The 16,355-nt window shown below is 68.4% G+C and carries 14 protein-coding genes; 8 read left to right on the forward strand and 6 right to left on the reverse strand.

Annotated elements, in window-relative coordinates:
- The first annotated feature begins 21 nt into the window (after positions 1 to 21).
- From ACFOPO_RS07470 to tkt, 7 genes are all read left to right on the forward strand, one after another.
- On the forward strand, positions 22 to 954 hold the full coding sequence (locus ACFOPO_RS07470; RefSeq protein WP_386702443.1) for a DUF58 domain-containing protein: 933 nt from the start codon (positions 22 to 24) through the stop codon (positions 952 to 954).
- Positions 954 to 1,430: a DUF4381 family protein gene (locus tag ACFOPO_RS07475; protein WP_386702445.1), complete on the forward strand. Its 477-nt coding sequence runs from the start codon at positions 954 to 956 to the stop codon at positions 1,428 to 1,430. Before ACFOPO_RS07470 ends, ACFOPO_RS07475 begins: the two co-directional genes overlap by 1 nt.
- Complete coding sequence (locus ACFOPO_RS07480; RefSeq protein WP_386702447.1) at positions 1,427 to 2,446, forward strand: vWA domain-containing protein; 1,020 nt, start codon at positions 1,427 to 1,429, stop codon at positions 2,444 to 2,446. The genes ACFOPO_RS07475 and ACFOPO_RS07480 overlap by 4 nt, the downstream gene beginning before the upstream one ends.
- Entirely contained in the window at positions 2,443 to 4,152 is a 1,710-nt protein-coding gene (locus ACFOPO_RS07485) for a tetratricopeptide repeat protein (RefSeq protein ID WP_386702449.1), read from the forward strand. The genes ACFOPO_RS07480 and ACFOPO_RS07485 overlap by 4 nt, the downstream gene beginning before the upstream one ends.
- A gap of 26 nt (positions 4,153 to 4,178) precedes the next feature.
- Positions 4,179 to 5,909, forward strand: coding sequence for a BatD family protein (locus tag ACFOPO_RS07490; protein WP_386702451.1), 1,731 nt, complete (start codon positions 4,179 to 4,181; stop codon positions 5,907 to 5,909).
- A 118-nt stretch (positions 5,910 to 6,027) separates the two neighbouring features.
- The gene (locus tag ACFOPO_RS07495) at positions 6,028 to 7,344 is read left to right on the forward strand and encodes a dicarboxylate/amino acid:cation symporter (RefSeq protein WP_386702453.1); all 1,317 of its coding nucleotides are present in this window, start codon (positions 6,028 to 6,030) and stop codon (positions 7,342 to 7,344) included.
- 171 nt (positions 7,345 to 7,515) lie between these two features.
- Complete coding sequence (gene tkt / locus ACFOPO_RS07500; RefSeq protein ID WP_386702455.1) at positions 7,516 to 9,507, forward strand: transketolase; 1,992 nt, start codon at positions 7,516 to 7,518, stop codon at positions 9,505 to 9,507.
- Between the two features lie 143 nt (positions 9,508 to 9,650).
- On the opposite strand, the gene ACFOPO_RS07505 is transcribed toward tkt, so the two are convergent.
- The 6 genes from ACFOPO_RS07505 to ACFOPO_RS07530 form a co-directional block, all read right to left on the reverse strand.
- Entirely contained in the window at positions 9,651 to 11,597 is a 1,947-nt protein-coding gene (locus ACFOPO_RS07505; RefSeq protein WP_386702457.1) for an acetyl-CoA hydrolase/transferase C-terminal domain-containing protein, read from the reverse strand.
- A 47-nt stretch (positions 11,598 to 11,644) separates the two neighbouring features.
- Positions 11,645 to 12,058, reverse strand: a complete 414-nt coding sequence (locus tag ACFOPO_RS07510) for a DUF6691 family protein (protein ID WP_386702459.1) — start codon at positions 12,056 to 12,058, stop codon at positions 11,645 to 11,647.
- Positions 12,055 to 12,480, reverse strand: a complete 426-nt coding sequence (locus ACFOPO_RS07515) for a YeeE/YedE family protein (protein ID WP_386702461.1) — start codon at positions 12,478 to 12,480, stop codon at positions 12,055 to 12,057. The genes ACFOPO_RS07510 and ACFOPO_RS07515 overlap by 4 nt, the downstream gene beginning before the upstream one ends.
- Positions 12,481 to 12,493: 13 nt before the next feature.
- Complete coding sequence (locus ACFOPO_RS07520; RefSeq protein WP_386702463.1) at positions 12,494 to 13,360, reverse strand: MBL fold metallo-hydrolase; 867 nt, start codon at positions 13,358 to 13,360, stop codon at positions 12,494 to 12,496.
- A 49-nt stretch (positions 13,361 to 13,409) separates the two neighbouring features.
- Positions 13,410 to 14,213, reverse strand: a complete 804-nt coding sequence (locus ACFOPO_RS07525; protein WP_386702465.1) for a S1/P1 nuclease — start codon at positions 14,211 to 14,213, stop codon at positions 13,410 to 13,412.
- A 75-nt stretch (positions 14,214 to 14,288) separates the two neighbouring features.
- Entirely contained in the window at positions 14,289 to 14,912 is a 624-nt protein-coding gene (locus tag ACFOPO_RS07530; protein WP_386702467.1) for an OmpW family protein, read from the reverse strand.
- 209 nt (positions 14,913 to 15,121) lie between these two features.
- On the opposite strand from ACFOPO_RS07530, the gene gap reads away from it, so the two are divergent.
- The gene (gap, locus tag ACFOPO_RS07535; RefSeq protein WP_200604127.1) at positions 15,122 to 16,126 is read left to right on the forward strand and encodes a type I glyceraldehyde-3-phosphate dehydrogenase; all 1,005 of its coding nucleotides are present in this window, start codon (positions 15,122 to 15,124) and stop codon (positions 16,124 to 16,126) included.
- Positions 16,127 to 16,355: the final 229 nt, after the last annotated feature.

The raw sequence follows: 16,355 nt of genomic DNA on the forward strand, positions 1-16,355 counted from the left end.
CACTGGCTCGGAGTGGATGCGATGACCTCGATGCGCGCAGGCGATGACAACGCGACCCCGGGCAACGGCATCACGCCGTCTCTGGCGGAGCTGGTCGCGCTGCGCGCCGCCGTCACCGCGCACGGCCAGGCGCGTCGCGGGCGATTCGGTGTCAGTGGACATGCCTTGTCGCCGCTGCGCGGTCGTGGCATGGAATACGCCGAGTCGCGTGAATACTCCAGTGGCGACGATGCCCGCCATATCGACTGGCGCCTGACGGCGCGTACCGGCCGCGCGCACACCAAGCTGTTCCAGGCAGAGCGCGAACGGCTCAGCCTGATCGTCGCCGACACCGCGCCGGCGCTCTACTTCGGCACGCGCGTGCGCTTCAAGTCGGTGCAGGCGGCACGTGCAGGCGCCATTGCAGCGTGGGCGGGCGTTCGCGACGGCGACCGCATCGCCGCCCTGCGCGGCAGTCGTGTCGAGGCACCGGTGGCGCCCGCCGCGGGGCCCCGCGGTGCGCTGCGCGTGCTCGATGCGCTGGTGCGCTGGTACACGCGGCCGCCGCAGGACGACGCCGGCCTGGATGTCGCACTGGACCATGCCCAGCGGCTGTTGCGGCCCGGGTCGCGCTTGCTGGTGCTGGCCGATCCGCAGAGCGTCGCCGCCATCGCGACGCGGCGCTGGCCAGCCCTTTCGCAGCACCATGAGGTGATCGTGCTGCTGCTGACCGATCCGCTCGAAGAGTCACCACCGAAGTCGCCGTTGCCATTCCAGGACGGCCAGGCGCGGATCGAGCTCGACCTGGCCTCGGCATCGCAACGACAGGCATGGCGCAACGAGTTCGCGAGGCCAGTCGAGCAAGCACTGGCACTACTGCCTGCCGCCGGCGTGCGCGTGCAGGCGTTGTCGACGCAGGCGGCAAGCGAATCCTGGCTGCCGCTGCTCGGCCGCAACCGGCCGCTGGTGGCGTGATGGGCGCGAACGCACTGGTCCTGCGCGACATCCATGCGCACGTGGCACCGCCGTGGTGGCCGCCGGCGCCCGGCTGGTGGCTGCTGGCCGCCGCGGTGTTGCTGCTATGCGCGGCGGTGGCATGGGTGCGGCTGCGCCGACGCCGACGCCTGCGCGCCATCACCGAACTGTTCGATGGCAGCGTCGATGCCGCCGGTTCGCCGGCAGCGCAGGTGGCCGCGATGTCGGAACTCCTCCGCCGCGCAGCGCGGCGGCAGGCAGCCGATGCCGACCGCCTGCAGGGCGAGGCGTGGCTTGCGTTCCTCGATGCCGGTGGCAAGACAAAGCCACGCGCGAAAGCGAACAGCGACTTCACCCGCGGCGCCGGTCGCCTCCTGCTCGACGGCGGTTACCGGCGCGACGTCACGATGGCGGACGTGCAATCGTTGCGACCGTTGGCGCGTTCGCGCTTCCTGCAGTGGATGGGCGCGACATGATCGACGAACTGCTCGCGACGTTGACGCGACTCGCCGACGCATTCGCCTGGCCCTGGTGGTTGCTGGCGCTGCCATTGCCATTGCTGGCGCGATGGCTGCTGCCCGCCGCGCGCGGCACCGGAGCGGCCTTGCAGGTGCCGTACGGCGAGCGCCTGCAGCGGGTTGCCGCAGCCGGCCGCCGCGGCAGTGTCGGCGGTCGCACCGGTCTGCTGCTGTGGCTGGGCTGGATCCTACTTTGCGTGGCCGCGGCGCGGCCGCAGCAGCTCGGTGAACCCGTGCAGCCGCCGCAGGTCGCACGCGACCTCATGCTGGCACTGGATCTGTCGGCGAGCATGCGCGAGCCGGACATGGACCTGGGCGGGCGAAGTGTCGATCGCCTGACGGCCGCCAAGGCCGTGCTCGCCGATTTCCTCGATCGCCGCGGCGGCGATCGCGTCGGCCTGATCGTGTTCGGTCGCCGTGCCTACGCGCTGACGCCGCTCACGCTCGACCTCGACTCCGTGCGCGAGCAGCTCAACGACAGCGTGATCGGCCTGGCCGGGCAGGAAACCGCGATTGGCGACGCCATCGCCCTCGCGGTGAAGCGCCTGAAGTCCCGACCCGCGGAGCAGCGCGTGCTGGTGCTGCTGACCGACGGCGTCAACACCGCCGGCCTGCTCGAGCCGGCCAAGGCCGCGCAGATCGCACGCGCCGAAGGCGTACGCGTGCACACCATCGCCTTCGGCGGCGAAGGGTCGCTGTCGTTCTTCGGCCTGCCGATGCCGATGCCAGGCGCCGGCGACGAGATCGACGAGCCGGGCCTGCGCGCGATCGCCAAGACCACCGGTGGCCGCTTCTTCCGCGCCCGCGACACGTCGCAGCTGGTCGACATCTATGCCGAGATCGATCGCATCGAACCCATCCGGCAACCGGGCCAGGCGCTGCGGCCGCGCATCGAGCGCTATCACTGGCCGTTGTCGGCGGCCCTGGCCTGCGCGCTGCTCGCGTTCGCCTGGCCGCGACGGAGGCTGGCATGAGCACGCTTGCCGGGATCGACATCGCAACGTTGCACCTGCTGCGACCGCACTGGTTGTGGGCGCTGCTGGCGCTGCCGTTGCTGGCAGGGTTGTGGACACTGCGCCGTCGTCGCGCCAGTGCCTGGCACGACGCGGTCGATGCGCACCTGTTGCCGCACCTGCTGGCGCAGCGCAGCGACATGCGGACACGCTGGGCGAGCGGGTTGGCGGCGCTGGCCTATGTCGTTGCGATACTGGCATTGGCCGGGCCGAGCTGGCGGCAGACACCGCAACCGCTGTGGCAAAGCCGCGCGCCACTGGTGATCGCGATCGATCTGTCGAGTGCGGTGACGGCAGCCGACGTGCCGCCGTCACGACTGGCGCAGGCGCGGGCCAAGGTCTCAACGCTGCTGCGCGAGCGCGCGGCAGGGCAGGTGGCGCTGGTCGCTTACGCCGGCGATGCGTTCACGGTCGCGCCCTTGACCGAGGACGTCGCCAACGTCGCGCTGTTCCTCGATGCGCTGGCGCCTGACGTGATGCCGGTCGACGGCCAGCGCGCTGATCGCGCGATCGACTGGTCGGCGCAGTTGCTGAAGCGTGGCGGATTCGACCGTGGCGACATCGTCCTGCTCACCGCGCAGGCGGATCCCGCTGCACGCGACGCCGCGGCGCGCGCGGCGAAACAGGGCTATCGCGTCTTCGCATTGGGCATAGGTACAGCAACCGGCGCACCATACCGTCGTACCGACGGCAGCTTCGGCCAGGCGCGGCTGGATGCCGCTTCTCTGCGCGCGGTGGCCGCCGCCGGCGACGGCAGGTACGCCGCGCTTGCTGCCGGCGACGACGACCTGAGCAAGCTCGGCATCCTGGATCCCGGTCAGGACGAGGCGGGCATCGCCAAGGGCAAGGGGCGTGCATGGCAGGACCAGGGTTACTGGCTGCTGCCGCCGCTGATGTTGCTGGCGCTGTTTGCGTTCCGTCGGCGCGCGGCACTGACCGTGCTGGCGCTCTGCTTCGCATGGCCCATGTCGCAGGCGCATGCGGCGAACCTGTGGCGGCGCGCCGACCAGGTCGATCATGCGCACATGGAGGAGGCTTCCCAGGCATACCGGCGCGGCGATTTCGACGAGGCAGCGAAGTTGTTCGGCGACGCGGACAGCGCCGACGCGCACTACAACCGCGGCAACGCGCTGGCCAAGACCGGCCAGTACCCCGAGGCGATCGCAGCGTACGACGAAGCATTGAAGCGGCACCCGGGCATGGACGATGCACAGGCCAACAAGCGCGCGGTCGAGGCCGCGATGAAGCGGCAGTCATCGCAATCGAAGAACGACTCGAAGTCGGGGCAGCCACAGCCGTCGCAGAATTCTCCTGGCAGTCCCTCGAAGCAGCCCGGCAAGGGGCAACAGCAACCGGGCAAGCCGCAACAGTCGCAACAGTCGCAGGCACAGCAGTCGGCGAAGCCCGCCGATGCGCAGGCCCAGCGCCAGGCCGATGCCGCCCAGCGCGAGCGCATGCAGCGTGCCCTGCAGCAGCAACAGCGCAACGGCCAGGCAGAGGCGAAGCGTCGTGCCGAACTGGCCAACGAAACCCCGCAGCAGCGCGAGCAACGCCTGGCCAACGAGGCATGGTTGCGACGCGTGCCCGATGATCCGGGCAGCCTGCTGCGCGAGAAATTCAGGATCGAGCAGGAGCGTAGATTGACGGAGGGTCAAGGACAGCCATGAGTGCCGCAGCCATGAATGCCGCAGCAATGAGTGCAATGCATCGGCGCTGGTCGCCGCGCACCCTGGTGCGCATGGCGATCTGGCTGCTGCTGTCGACATTGAGCATGGCGGCATCGGCGCAGACTCGTGCCTGGCTGGATCGTGATCGCATCGCCCTGGGTGAAACGGTCACGCTCAATATCGAAACGACGTCGCCCAACGCCGCCGAACCGGACTACACGCCATTGCAGGCCGATTTTTCGGTGAGCGGCCATACCAGCAGGCGCGAACTGGTGAGGGCCAACGGCCGCAACAGCATCCGCCTGCTCTACGCGGTGGCGTTGCGACCGCGGCGCGACGGCGTCCTGACCGTGCCCGTGCTGAGCCTGGGCAGCGAGCAGACGCAACCGCTGCCATTGGTGGTCACGCCCGATGGCGGACGCGCGCCGGCCCGCGCCGGTGACGAGGTGTTCATCGAAAGCGAAGCCGACGACAGCGACCCGTATGTGCAGCAATCGGTCGGCTGGGTGGTCAGGCTGTACTCGGCCGCGCCGCTGGTTTCAGGACAGCTCGACCAGCCCGCACCCGAAGGGGCCTCGCTGCAGCGAGTCGGCGACGACGCCCAGTACCAGCGCGACGTCGGCGGGCGTCGTTACAGCGTGGTCGAGCGCCGCTTCCTGCTGGTGCCCGAGCGCAGCGGCGCGCTGACGATCCCGCCGGCCAGCTTCGAAGGGCGCGGTGCCGGCGGCTTCTTCGACGACCTGTTCGGTGGCAACGGTGGCGCACTGCGGGCGCAGGCAGCACCGCGCCTGCTGCAGGTGCGCCCGGTGCCGGCCAATGCACCGCAGCCGTGGTTGCCGCTGCAGGACCTCCAGCTTCGTTACCAGTCCACGCCGCAGGACCTGCGCGCAGGCGCGGCGGCGACGCTGGTCGTTGAAGCCGTCGCCGACGGCGCCACCGCCGCGCAGATGCCCGAACTGCAGTTGCCGGCGATCGCGGGCGTGGAAGTATTCGCAGAGCCGGTGCAGGCCGATGAACGCTTCATCGATGGCAGGCCGCGGGCGAAACTGACCCGGCGCTTCTCGCTGGTGCCTTCGCGCACGGGCAAGGTCGAACTGGCCGGCATGCGCCTGGACTGGTGGGACGTGCGCGCCGGCATGGTGCGCTCGGCGACGCTGCCGGCACTGTCATGGACTGCGCAGGCAGCAGCAGCCGCTGCGCCGACGGCCGGCACGGGTCCGGTGACCGCCGCGCCGACGCAAACCGACGTGTCCGCCGACCCCGGTTCGCCACTGCAGGCGATCCAGGGCGCAAGCCGTGGCTGGGTGCTTGCGACGCTGCTGTTCGCGGCCTTGTGGCTCTTCACGCTGGTGTGGGGCCTGCATCGCGGCGATGCGCGGACGGCGACCGAAACACCTGCCGGCGCACTCGCACCGTCGTCTCCTTCGACTACGACCGGTCTCAAGCAGGCGCTCGATCGCGGTGCGCTCGGCGACGTCGCCGATGCGTTGTGCGCGGCCGCGCAGCCACGCGCGCGTGACCTGGACGACGTTATCGCGCGACTGGCCGACGACGATCAGCGCGACGCCGTGCAGGCGTTGCAGCGGGCGCGATGGGGCGGGGGCGATGGCGTGGCCGCACGGCAGACGCTGCGCAACGTCTTCGCGTCCGGCCCGCGCTGGCGGGAACGGACTGCCGACCGTCCTTCGCCGCTGCCGCCGCTTTATCCGGCCGGCCCGACTGGCCCGTCCGGCCCTTCCGGAGGCCATGGCGCCTGAGCGCGGACCGCCCGCGCCAGCCGTTCGGCCATCGCCCGCACTTGCTGCCGACACCCGCTGACTCCGGGGGGCTCGGGCCGGTTTGCTAAGCTCGCGCGGTTCCCCGAGGAGTTGCAGGATGAGTGATTCGAACACCAGCGCCGGCAAGGGCAAGCTGCCGCTGCACTGGAAGATGGCGATCGGCTTTGTCGCTGGCCTGCTGCTGGGCCTGGTCGTGCATTACGGCGTCGGCGCCGACACGGCCTGGGTCAAGACCTTCACGACCTACGTCACCCAGCCCGCCGGCACGCTGTTCCTGCGCCTGATCTTCATGCTGGTGATCCCGCTGCTGTTCTCGGCGCTGGTCATTGGCGTCGCCGAAATGGGCGACGTGCGCGCGCTGGGCCGCATCGGCTGGCGCACGCTCGGCTACACCGTGGTCGTCTCGGGCATCGCGGTGCTCCTCGGCCTGCTGCTGGTGAACTGGCTGCAACCCGGCGCGGGCGTCGACCCGGTGCGCGCGCAGCAACTGCTCAGCGAGGGCTCAGAGCGCGCCAGCGCCATCGTCGGCAGTACCCACGTCCAGCCCAAGGGCCTGGACATGCTGATGGCGATCGTTCCCGACAACATCGTCAAGGCGGCCGCCGACAACACCATCCTGGCGGTGATGTTCTTCGCGCTGATGCTCGGCATCGGCCTCGTGCTCACCCGCACCAAGGCCACCGAAACCCTGCAGCGCGCCATCGAAGGCCTGTTCGAGGTGTCGATGACGCTGATCGGCATGGTCATCAAGCTGGCGCCGTACGCGGTGTTCTGCTTCATGTTCAACCTGGCGGTGCTGTTCGGCTGGGAGCTGCTCGGCAGCCTCGGCGCGTATGTCGGCGTGGTCGTGCTCGCGCTGGCGTTGCACATGTTCGTGGTCTATTCGCTGGTGCTGAAGTTCGCCGGCGGCTACTCGCCCAGGAAGTTCTTCAAGGGCGTGCAGGAAGCGATGGTGATGGCGTTCTCCACCGCCTCGTCCAACGCCACCTTGCCGACCGCCTTGCGCGTGGCCGACGAGCAGCTCGGCCTGCCGCGCCGGGTCTCGCGCTTCGTGCTGACCGTCGGCGCGACCGCCAACCAGAACGGCACGGCGCTGTTCGAGGGCGTCACGGTGCTGTTCCTGGCGCAGTTCTTCGGGGTCGAGCTGACCCTGGTGCAGCAGGCCACGGTGATGTTCGTCTGCATCCTCGGCGGCATCGGTACCGCCGGCGTGCCGGCCGGCTCGCTGCCGGTGGTGGCGCTGATCTGCGGCATGGTCGGGGTGCCGCCGGAGGGCATCGGCCTGATCCTGGGCGTCGACCGCTTCCTCGACATGTGCCGGACCACGCTGAACGTCACCGGCGACCTGATGCTCGCCACCGTCGTCTCGCGCGGCGAGCCGGCGGAAGTGCCGGCCGAACCGGCCGCGGCCTAGGCCGCCGGCGGGGGCGGTCCGCTGCCCCGCTTGCCATTCCTGCCCCCGGCCGCGCGCCGGGGCGACAGGGCGGCGTGTCAATGGGACAATGGCTGGCCCGCCCGGCCCGGCTTCGATCGCCAGGTCTCGCGCAAGGGCCCCTCCCCGCAGCCGAAGACCCGCCCCGACGCCATGACGACGCCCAGCCGCCGCGAACTAGCCAACGCCATCCGCTTCCTTGCCATCGACGCCGTCCAGGCCGCCAACTCGGGCCATCCGGGCATGCCGATGGGCATGGCCGACATCGCCGAGGTGCTGTGGAACGACTACCTCAGCCATAACCCCAACAACCCGAACTGGTTCAACCGCGACCGCTTCGTGCTGTCCAACGGCCACGGTTCGATGCTGCAGTACGCGCTGCTGCACCTGTCCGGTTATGACCTGTCGATCGACGAGCTGAAGAATTTCCGCCAGCTCAATTCGAAGACGCCGGGCCATCCGGAAAACTTCATGACGCCGGGCATCGAGACCACCACCGGTCCGCTCGGCCAGGGCTTCGCCAATGCCGTCGGCATGGCGCTCGCCGAGAAGCTGCTGGCGCAGCGCTTCAACAAGCCAGAGCACACCATCGTCGACAACCGCACCTGGGTGTTCATGGGTGACGGCTGCCTGATGGAAGGCATCTCGCACGAGGCCGCGTCGCTGGCCGGCACCTGGGGCCTGCACAAGCTGGTCGCGTTCTGGGACGACAACAAGATCTCGATCGACGGCAACACCGATGGCTGGTTCACCGACAACACGCCGGCGCGCTTCGAGGCATACGGCTGGAATGTGGTGCGTGGCGTCAACGGACAGGACGCCGCGGAGATCAAGACCGCGATCGAGACCGCGCTGAAGTCGACCGACAAGCCGACCCTGATCTGCTGCCGCACCACCATTGGTTACGGTTCACCTGCGAAGGCCGGCAAAGAATCCTCGCACGGCGCTCCGCTGGGCAAGGACGAAGTCGCCGCCACGCGCCAGGCGCTGGGCTGGGAGTACGGCCCGTTCGAAATTCCCGAGGCGATCTACGACGGCTGGCGCGTGCGCAGCACCGGCGTGCAGCGCGAAGCGGACTGGAACCAGTTGTTCGACGCCTACAAGAGCCAGTACCCGGACCTTGCCGCCGAGCTGACCCGTCGCATCAGCGGCGATCTGCCGGAGGGCTTCGTCGAGGCCGCGGACGCCTACATCGCCAAGCTCCAGGCCGAAGGCCCGGTGATCGCTTCGCGCAAGGCGTCGCAGCTGGCGATCGAGACGTATGCGCCGTTGCTGCCGGAGCTGATCGGCGGTTCGGCCGACCTGGCGCATTCCAACCTGACGTTGTGGAAGGGCAGCAAGTCGGTTGCCACGAACGATCCCAACGCCAACTACATCTATTACGGCGTGCGCGAGTTCGCGATGACCGCGATCAGCAATGGCCTGGGCCTGCACGAGTGCTTCATTCCGTACGATGCGACGTTCCTGGTGTTCAGCGATTACGCGCGCAACGCGGTGCGCATGAGTGCGCTGATGGGTGCGCATGCGATCCATGTCTATACGCATGACTCCATTGGCCTGGGCGAGGACGGTCCGACCCATCAGCCGATCGAGCACATGGCGTCGCTGCGCTACATTCCGAACAACGATCTGTGGCGTCCGTGCGATGCGGTCGAGTCGGCGGCCTGCTGGAAGGCGGCGATCCTGCGCAGTGATGGTCCGAGCTGCCTGGTGTTCTCGCGCCAGAACCTGGCCCACCAGCAGCGCAACGAGCAGCAGGTGGCCGACATCGCGCGCGGTGGTTATGTGCTGAAGGATTCCAACGGTGCGCCGGAGGTGATCCTGATCGCGACGGGTTCGGAAGTGGGCCTGGCAATGGATGCGGCGGCGCAGCTCGGTGACAAGGTGCGCGTGGTGTCGATGCCGTCGACCAATGTGTTCGATCGCCAGGATGCGGAGTACCGTGAGTCGGTGCTGCCGCGCGATTGCCGCAAGCGTGTGGCGATCGAGGCGGGCGTTACCGGTTTCTGGCACAAGTACGTGGGCCTGGACGGTGCGGTGATCGGCATCGACGATTTCGGTGCGTCGGCGCCGGCGGAGAAGCTGTTCCCGGAGTTCGGCTTCACGGTGGAGAAGGTGGTCGAGGCGGCGCGCGCGCTGGGTTGATCTTTCGCTGCGTGTAGCGTTTGTTGAAAGAAGCGGCTTCGGCCGCTTCTTTCGTTGAGGGGTTGCTGGCTGCGGGGCGGCGTCGCCCCTGGCCCGTCATCCCCGCGAAAGCGGGGATCCATGGACGTGGCTCTGCTCGACCCTCAACACTCGCTCGCCGCCTGCGCCAGCGCGAGATTCATCAGGCGCGCTTCGATCCGTTCGCCCAGGTTTGAAGGCGCGTCCAACCCCATGCGCTGCAGCGCCTCGCGGTCGGTTTCGCTCGCCGACAGTGCGCGCCAGAGCGTGCGCAGTTTTCCGGATCGCGTCGCGGTATTCGTCTTCAGCCATCCCAGTGCCTTCACCAGCCGCTGTTCGACTTCGGAGAAGTCGCTGCCAAGCGGGTAGTCGGGCAGGGTGCCGTTGCGGCGATGCGGTTGCAGCGCGGTCTGCAACGACAGTGCGGTGTTGCCAGCGGCGGCTGCAGGCAAGGCGAAATCACGGCGCAACTTGCCGGCGCCGCGGGCGGTGTCCAGCAACGTCTGCTGGAAGCGCGCGTCGCAGATGGCCGCCATCGCCATGACGCAGTCCTCGTCGCTGCGCCCGCGCACGTCGGCGATGCCGTACTCAGTGATGTAGATGTCGCGCAGGTGCCGCGGGATGGTGGTGTGGCCGTAGTTCCAGACGATGTTGGACGTCGTCTCGCCGTGGGCCTCGCGGCTGGCGCGCAGCAGCAGCACCGAGCGTGCGTCGGGCAGTGCGTGCGCCATCGCCACGAAGTTGTACTGGCCGCCGACGCCGGAGACGACGCGGCCGTCCTCGAGCGCATCCGACACGGCCGAGCCCAATGCGGTTGCCATCATGCAGGTGTTGAAGAAGCGCGCGTCGCGGCGTTGCAGTCGTTCCAGGGCCTCGTCGCCGCCGTAGAGTTCATTGACCTCGCCGACGCGCTTCATGCCGATTCCGCGACGCTCGTCGTCGCCGAGATCGCGCAGCCACTGGTAGAAGTCCGGTGAGCCAAGGTAGAAGGCGCCGTGCAGGAACTCGCCTTCGTGTTGCAGACGTGCCAGGTCATCCGCGCTGGCGTGGCCGTCGGCAATGCGTTGCATCAAGGCGCGATCGTCGATGACCTTGCGCGACAGCACACCGACTTCCACCAGGCGGCGGAAGCCTTCGTTGATCATTTCGCTGCAGCCGTACAGGCCTTGCGCAAATGGCGCCAGCGCGGGGTCTTCGGCCTGCGTCGATCCGAGTGCGCGCAGCACCGAGCGGTAGGCCGCGTTGTCGGTATGGCGGAGGACGAGGGCGTGGCATAACGCATCGGCCAGTGCGCCGATGCCGATCTGCAGGGTGCCGCCGTCGACCACCAGCGTGCTGGCGTGGAAGCCGATCGCGTAGTCGACGTCGCTGACCGGTTGCCGTGGCAGCCCGAACAGTTTCGGGTAGGGACCGGGTGGTTGCACGATGGCGTCGAAGTAGCTGGCATCGACTTCCGCGCTGCCACCGAGCCAGGGCAGCTCCGGGTCGACTTCGGCGATCAGCAGCGGTCGCGGCAGGCCGCGTGCCGCGATCGCGTCGACCGCGTCGAAGGTGAGGTCGGTGTTGCACGACAGCGACACCCTGGTGCCGTCCGCCGAACGCGCCACCTTCTGCACGATGGCGTTGACGCCGCGGTCGGCGAGGGCGCGCGCGACGTGGGTGTAGTTGAGGCTGGCGTAGCGCCGCTGCACCTGGGTCGAGCCAAGCATCGCACCGGACTGCAGGTAGAACTCCTCCACTTCGATGTGCGCCGGCAGCGCATCGCGTTTGGCGGCCTGCACGTAGGCCAGGCGCGGGAAGTCGTCGCCGAAATGGCGCTGTGCGAAAGGCTTGATGAAGCGGGCTTCCAGGCCCTTGCCGCCGCCGGGCGGGTCCAGAGACAGCGCGGTGTACAGGTGCAGGGGACGCGACGGATCGTTCTCGATGCGCGCGTACAGCGCGTTGAGCAGGCGATGCGGTTTGCCCAGTCCCAGCGGCGCGCCGACATGCAGCGGGCCATGGCGGGCAGCGAGCAGGAACTCGACGGCGTCGTCGAGCGAGTCGAGCAGCGTGGGGGCGGGGCGTTCGTTCATGGCGACAGCCTATGCGCTGCGTGTGTAGGCGTCGCCAAGAGTCGCCCTCACGTGCGCGCAACCAGGCGGGCAAGCTGCGAGCCTGCCAGCAGCGCGACGACGAATACAACCGCCTCCACCGTGCCGTGTGCGAGGTTGGCAAGGGCCGGGCCGGGGCAGTAGCCCGCGATGCCCCAGCCGATGCCGAACAGCGCGCTGCCGAGCAGCAGGCGACGGTCGATAGTCGTGGTCGGCGGCGCTGGCATGGGTTCGCCCGACAACGTGCAGCCGCGGCGTCGCGTCAAGGCGAAACCCGGCAGGGCAACAGCGAGCGCACCGCCCATCACCAGCGCCAGCGACGGGTCCCAATGCCCAGCGAGGTCGAGGAAGTTGAGCACTTTGTCCGGGTTGGTCATGCCCGATACCGCCAGGCCCAGTCCGAACAGCGCCCCGGCAATGGCGCCGTGGACGATCGGCTTCATGCAACACCTCCGAGCACGTGGCGCACGACATACACCGTGGCGAACGCGGTCGCCATGAACACCAGCACCGCCAGCAGCGAGCGTTTCGACAGCCGCGCCAGCCCGCAGATGCCATGTCCGCTGGTGCAGCCGTTGCCAAGGCGCGTGCCGAACCCCACCAGCAGGCCGCCGGCAATCAGCCATGGCAGCGGGAAGTCTTGGCGGCCAGGCGTGCCCGACCATGCGAACCAGATGCCGGCGGCGACGACCAGCGCAATCAGGAACGACCACCGCCAGCCGCGTCCGGGTTCGCCAGCGACCGCGCTGTTGACGATCCCGCTGATGCCGGCAATGCGGCCAAGCGACAGCAGCAGCCAGGTGGCGGCCAGTCCGATCAGCGCACCGCCGATGAGGGACGAAACGGGAGTGAACGCGGTGGGCATCAGGGCATGTCCATCAGATCAGGTCCAGTGGAATCTTGAGGTAGCGCACGCCGTTGTCTTCCGGCGGCGGCAATGCGCCGGCGCGGATGTTGGCCTGCACCGCGGGCAGGATCAGTGCAGGCATCGCCAGCGTTGCATCGCGCGCTTCGCGCAGCGCGACGAACGCGTCTTCCTCGGTGCCGTCGCGGACATGGATGTTGTCGCGCTTCTGCGCACCGATCGTGGTCTCGCACGCCACTTCGCGGCCGCCGGGGCCATAGTCGTGGCAGACGAACACGCGCGTGTCGTCGGGCAGGGTATGGAACAGGTGACGTATCGAGCGAAACAGTGTGCGCGCATCGCCGCCGGGGAAATCGCAGCGCGCCGTGCCGGCATCCGGCATGAACAGCGAGTCGCCGGTGAAGAGTGCATCGCCGATGAGATAGGCGCTGCTGTCGCAGGTATGCCCGGGCACCGCGGTGACGCGCGCTTCCAGCGTGCCGATGCGGAACACTTCGCCGTCCTCGAACAGGTGGTCGAACTGCGAACCATCGACCGGGAAGTGTTCGCCGAGGTTGAAGATCGGGCGAAAGGTCTTCTGCACCGTGCGGATGCCCTGGCCGATCGCCAGCCTGGCCTGCGGCCACTGCGACTTGAGCCAATGGCCGCCGCTGAGGTGGTCGGCGTGCGCGTGCGTTTCCAGGATCCACTGCACCTGCAGGTCGTGGTCGCGCACGTAGTCGAGCAGCTTCCGTGCCGACACCGTCGAGGTGCGCCCGGCCTTGGCGTCGAAATCCAGGACTGCGTCGATCACCGCCGCGCCGTGCCCGGCGGGTTCGTGCACGACGTAACTCCAGGTGTTGCTGTCGGCGTGGAAGAACGGCTGGACGTGGGGGTTCATCGTCGTGCCCGTGGCGGATCCGTGCCGGCAGTCTAGGCCGGTCCGACCGTCAGCGCCGGACCAGCGCCGCGTTGAGGGTCGCGGCGAGTTCGGCGCCGGCAAGGCGCAGCTGCGCCTCGGCCACGGGGCGCCATGCCTGCAGGTAATCCGGGCCGATCTTGGCCTTGGCCGGATACAGGCCCGGACGCCGGACGATCGCGCAGGACGCCTCGGCCCAGGCCACGGCCTGCGGCGGCAAGGGCTTGCCGGGTGTCAGCGCCGGTGCCGGCAGGGCACGCAGTCGCGCCAGATACGCGGGTTCGTCGAGGCCGGTGTTCTTGAGCATGCCGCTGTCCCAGAGCGAATGCAGGTTGCTGCCGCCGCCGTCGAGGTTCACCTGGAAATCGTTTCCGCCCTTGTCGTGCCCATAGCCGGCATGCAGCGGCTGATGGACGTCGCCGATGAAGTGGACGACGAACTTCAGCGCCTGCAGTCGCTCGGCCTTCGGTCGCCTGGTGTCGGCGAGGATCGCGGTCTGCACGCGGATTGCCTCGACCACGCAGTCGCCATTGCGGCAATGGCGCGTCTGCTCGTAAACGCAGCCGTCCTCGGCGATGTTCACGTAGTGCCACTTGCTGGTGCGCTTGCCCAGGTCGGGATCGTTCTCGCGCAGGTCGTCGGCCCAGCTGGCGATGCCGGCCAGGGTCGGCTCGGGCTCGCCTTCGAGCAGTTGCAGGGCGGCCGCGCGGGCCGCCGGGGTCATTCCGTCCCAGGCCAGCGACGCCACGAGGCGATGGCCGAGCCGGCCCCACGCGGCAGCGGGGGCGGGCAGGAGGCTGAGGACAAGCAGGAAGGCGGTAAGGGCTCTGATCATGGCGCGCACTTTAGCCGACCTTCGATGTCAGGCCTTTGCGTCTCGCGGTGTTCCCTGCGGAACTGGGCCCCGCGATCAGAACTTCATGACGTACGCCGCGCCATAGACGATCGGGTCGATCGCGACCGTGCCCAGCCTGGCGCCATCGAGCGCGACGTCGCTGTCGATGTCGATCCAGCGCGCATCGATGCGGATCGCGCCGCGTTGCCCGACCGCGAAGTCGACGCCGGCATGCGCCGCCAGGCCCCAGGAGTCATCAAGCTTGAGCTTGCTGCCGGCCAGCGCGCCGGTGGTGTCCTCGCTGAAGAACGCGGTGTAGTTGATGCCCGCGCCCACGAACGGCGCGATCCGGCCCTGGCCGTTGAAGTGGTACTGCAGCGAGACGGTTGGCGGCAGCTGTCTGGTGCTGCCGACGCGGCCCAGGCCGGAGATGTTGATGTCGTGGTCGAACGGCCAGGCCGCGAGTACTTCCACGCCGAGGTTGTCGCGCACGAAGTATTCGAAGGTCAGGCTTGGCTTGATGTCGCGGTCGACGTCGACGTCGAGGGTTCCGCCGGCCAGGCGGCCGTTGTCGGACTTGGGGTCTACCGTGTGAATGCCGATGCCCAGGGACCAGTCGCCGGCGGTCTGGGCCAGGGCGGGCAGCGTGGCGGTGCCCAGGATCAGCGCGGCGGCGCAGGAAAGAAGCAGCTTTTGCATGGTTGAGGAGCCTCGTTGCGGGAGGGCTCCAGTGTCTGCAGGGGGCCGCGGACGCGCTTGATTCGGATCAAAGCGGCCGTTTTTCGAGTCGCCCGGGGTGCTCCTGAATCCTGCGCGCCCTCTGACCCCGGGCCCGCGGATGGGCCTGTTAGAATGGGCGTTCCCCGTCCATCCGCCGCGCCGGGCGCGGCTGCAGGAGTTTTCCAGCTATGACCATCAAGGTTGGTATCAACGGCTTCGGCCGCATCGGGCGCAACGTGCTGCGCTCGGCCGTGCAGAACTTCAATGGCGAGATCGAGATCGTCGCCATCAACGACCTGCTGGAGCCGGACTACCTGGCCTACATGCTCAGCTACGACTCCGTCCACGGCCGCTTCAAGGGCGACGTGAAGGTCGAGGGCAACACGCTGCTGGTCAACGGCAAGAAGATCCGCCTGACCCAGGAGCGCGATCCGGCCAACCTGAAGTGGGACGAGGTCGGCGCCGACGTCGTCATCGAGTCGACCGGTCTGTTCCTCGACAAGGCCACCGCGCAGAAGCATCTCGATGCCGGCGCGAAGAAGGTCGTGTTGTCGGCGCCGTCGAAGGACGACACGCCGATGTTCGTCTACGGCGTGAACCACACCAAGTACAACGGCGAGGCGATCGTTTCCAACGCTTCGTGCACCACCAACTGCCTGGCGCCGATCGCGAAGGTGGTCAACGACAAGTGGGGCATCAAGCGCGGCCTGATGACCACGGTGCACGCTGCCACGGCGACGCAGAAGACTGTCGATGGTCCGTCCAACAAGGATTGGCGCGGTGGTCGCGGCATCCTGGAAAACATCATTCCGTCCAGCACGGGTGCAGCCAAGGCTGTCGGCGTGGTCATTCCGGAGCTCAACAAGAAGCTCACCGGCATGGCGTTCCGCGTGCCGACCTCGGACGTGTCGGTGGTCGACCTGACCGTCGAGCTGGAGAAGCCGGCGACCTACGCGGAGATCTGCGCGGAGATGAAGGCGCAGTCGGAAGGCGCGCTCAAGGGCATCCTGGGCTATACCGAGGACAAGGTCGTGGCGACCGATTTCCGCGGCGACGTGCGCACGTCGATCTTCGACGCCGAGGCTGGCATCGCGCTCGACGGCACGTTCGTGAAGCTGGTCAGCTGGTACGACAACGAGTGGGGCTACTCGAACAAGTGCCTCGAGATGGTCAAGGTTGTCGCTGCCAAGTAAGGCACGCTGCTTCTGCGTTACAGACGAGGCCGGCATTTTGCCGGCCTTTGTCTTTTGGGCCTTCGTCTTTTGGGTCTTCGTCTGCGGAGCGGCGTCGTCCGCCGGGCCGGGGATTGCTCCGCCCCTTAGTCAGACATCCTGTCTGATGCGGGGCGCGGGACATCCATGTCCCGCTGCGGATCAATCCCCGACCCGTCGAACGACGCTTCGGCATTTCGTTGCCACGTCT

Origin of the sequence: Lysobacter sp. GCM10012299, from assembly GCF_042649405.1 — a bacterium.
Classification (GTDB): Bacteria; Pseudomonadota; Gammaproteobacteria; order Xanthomonadales; family Xanthomonadaceae; genus Lysobacter_J.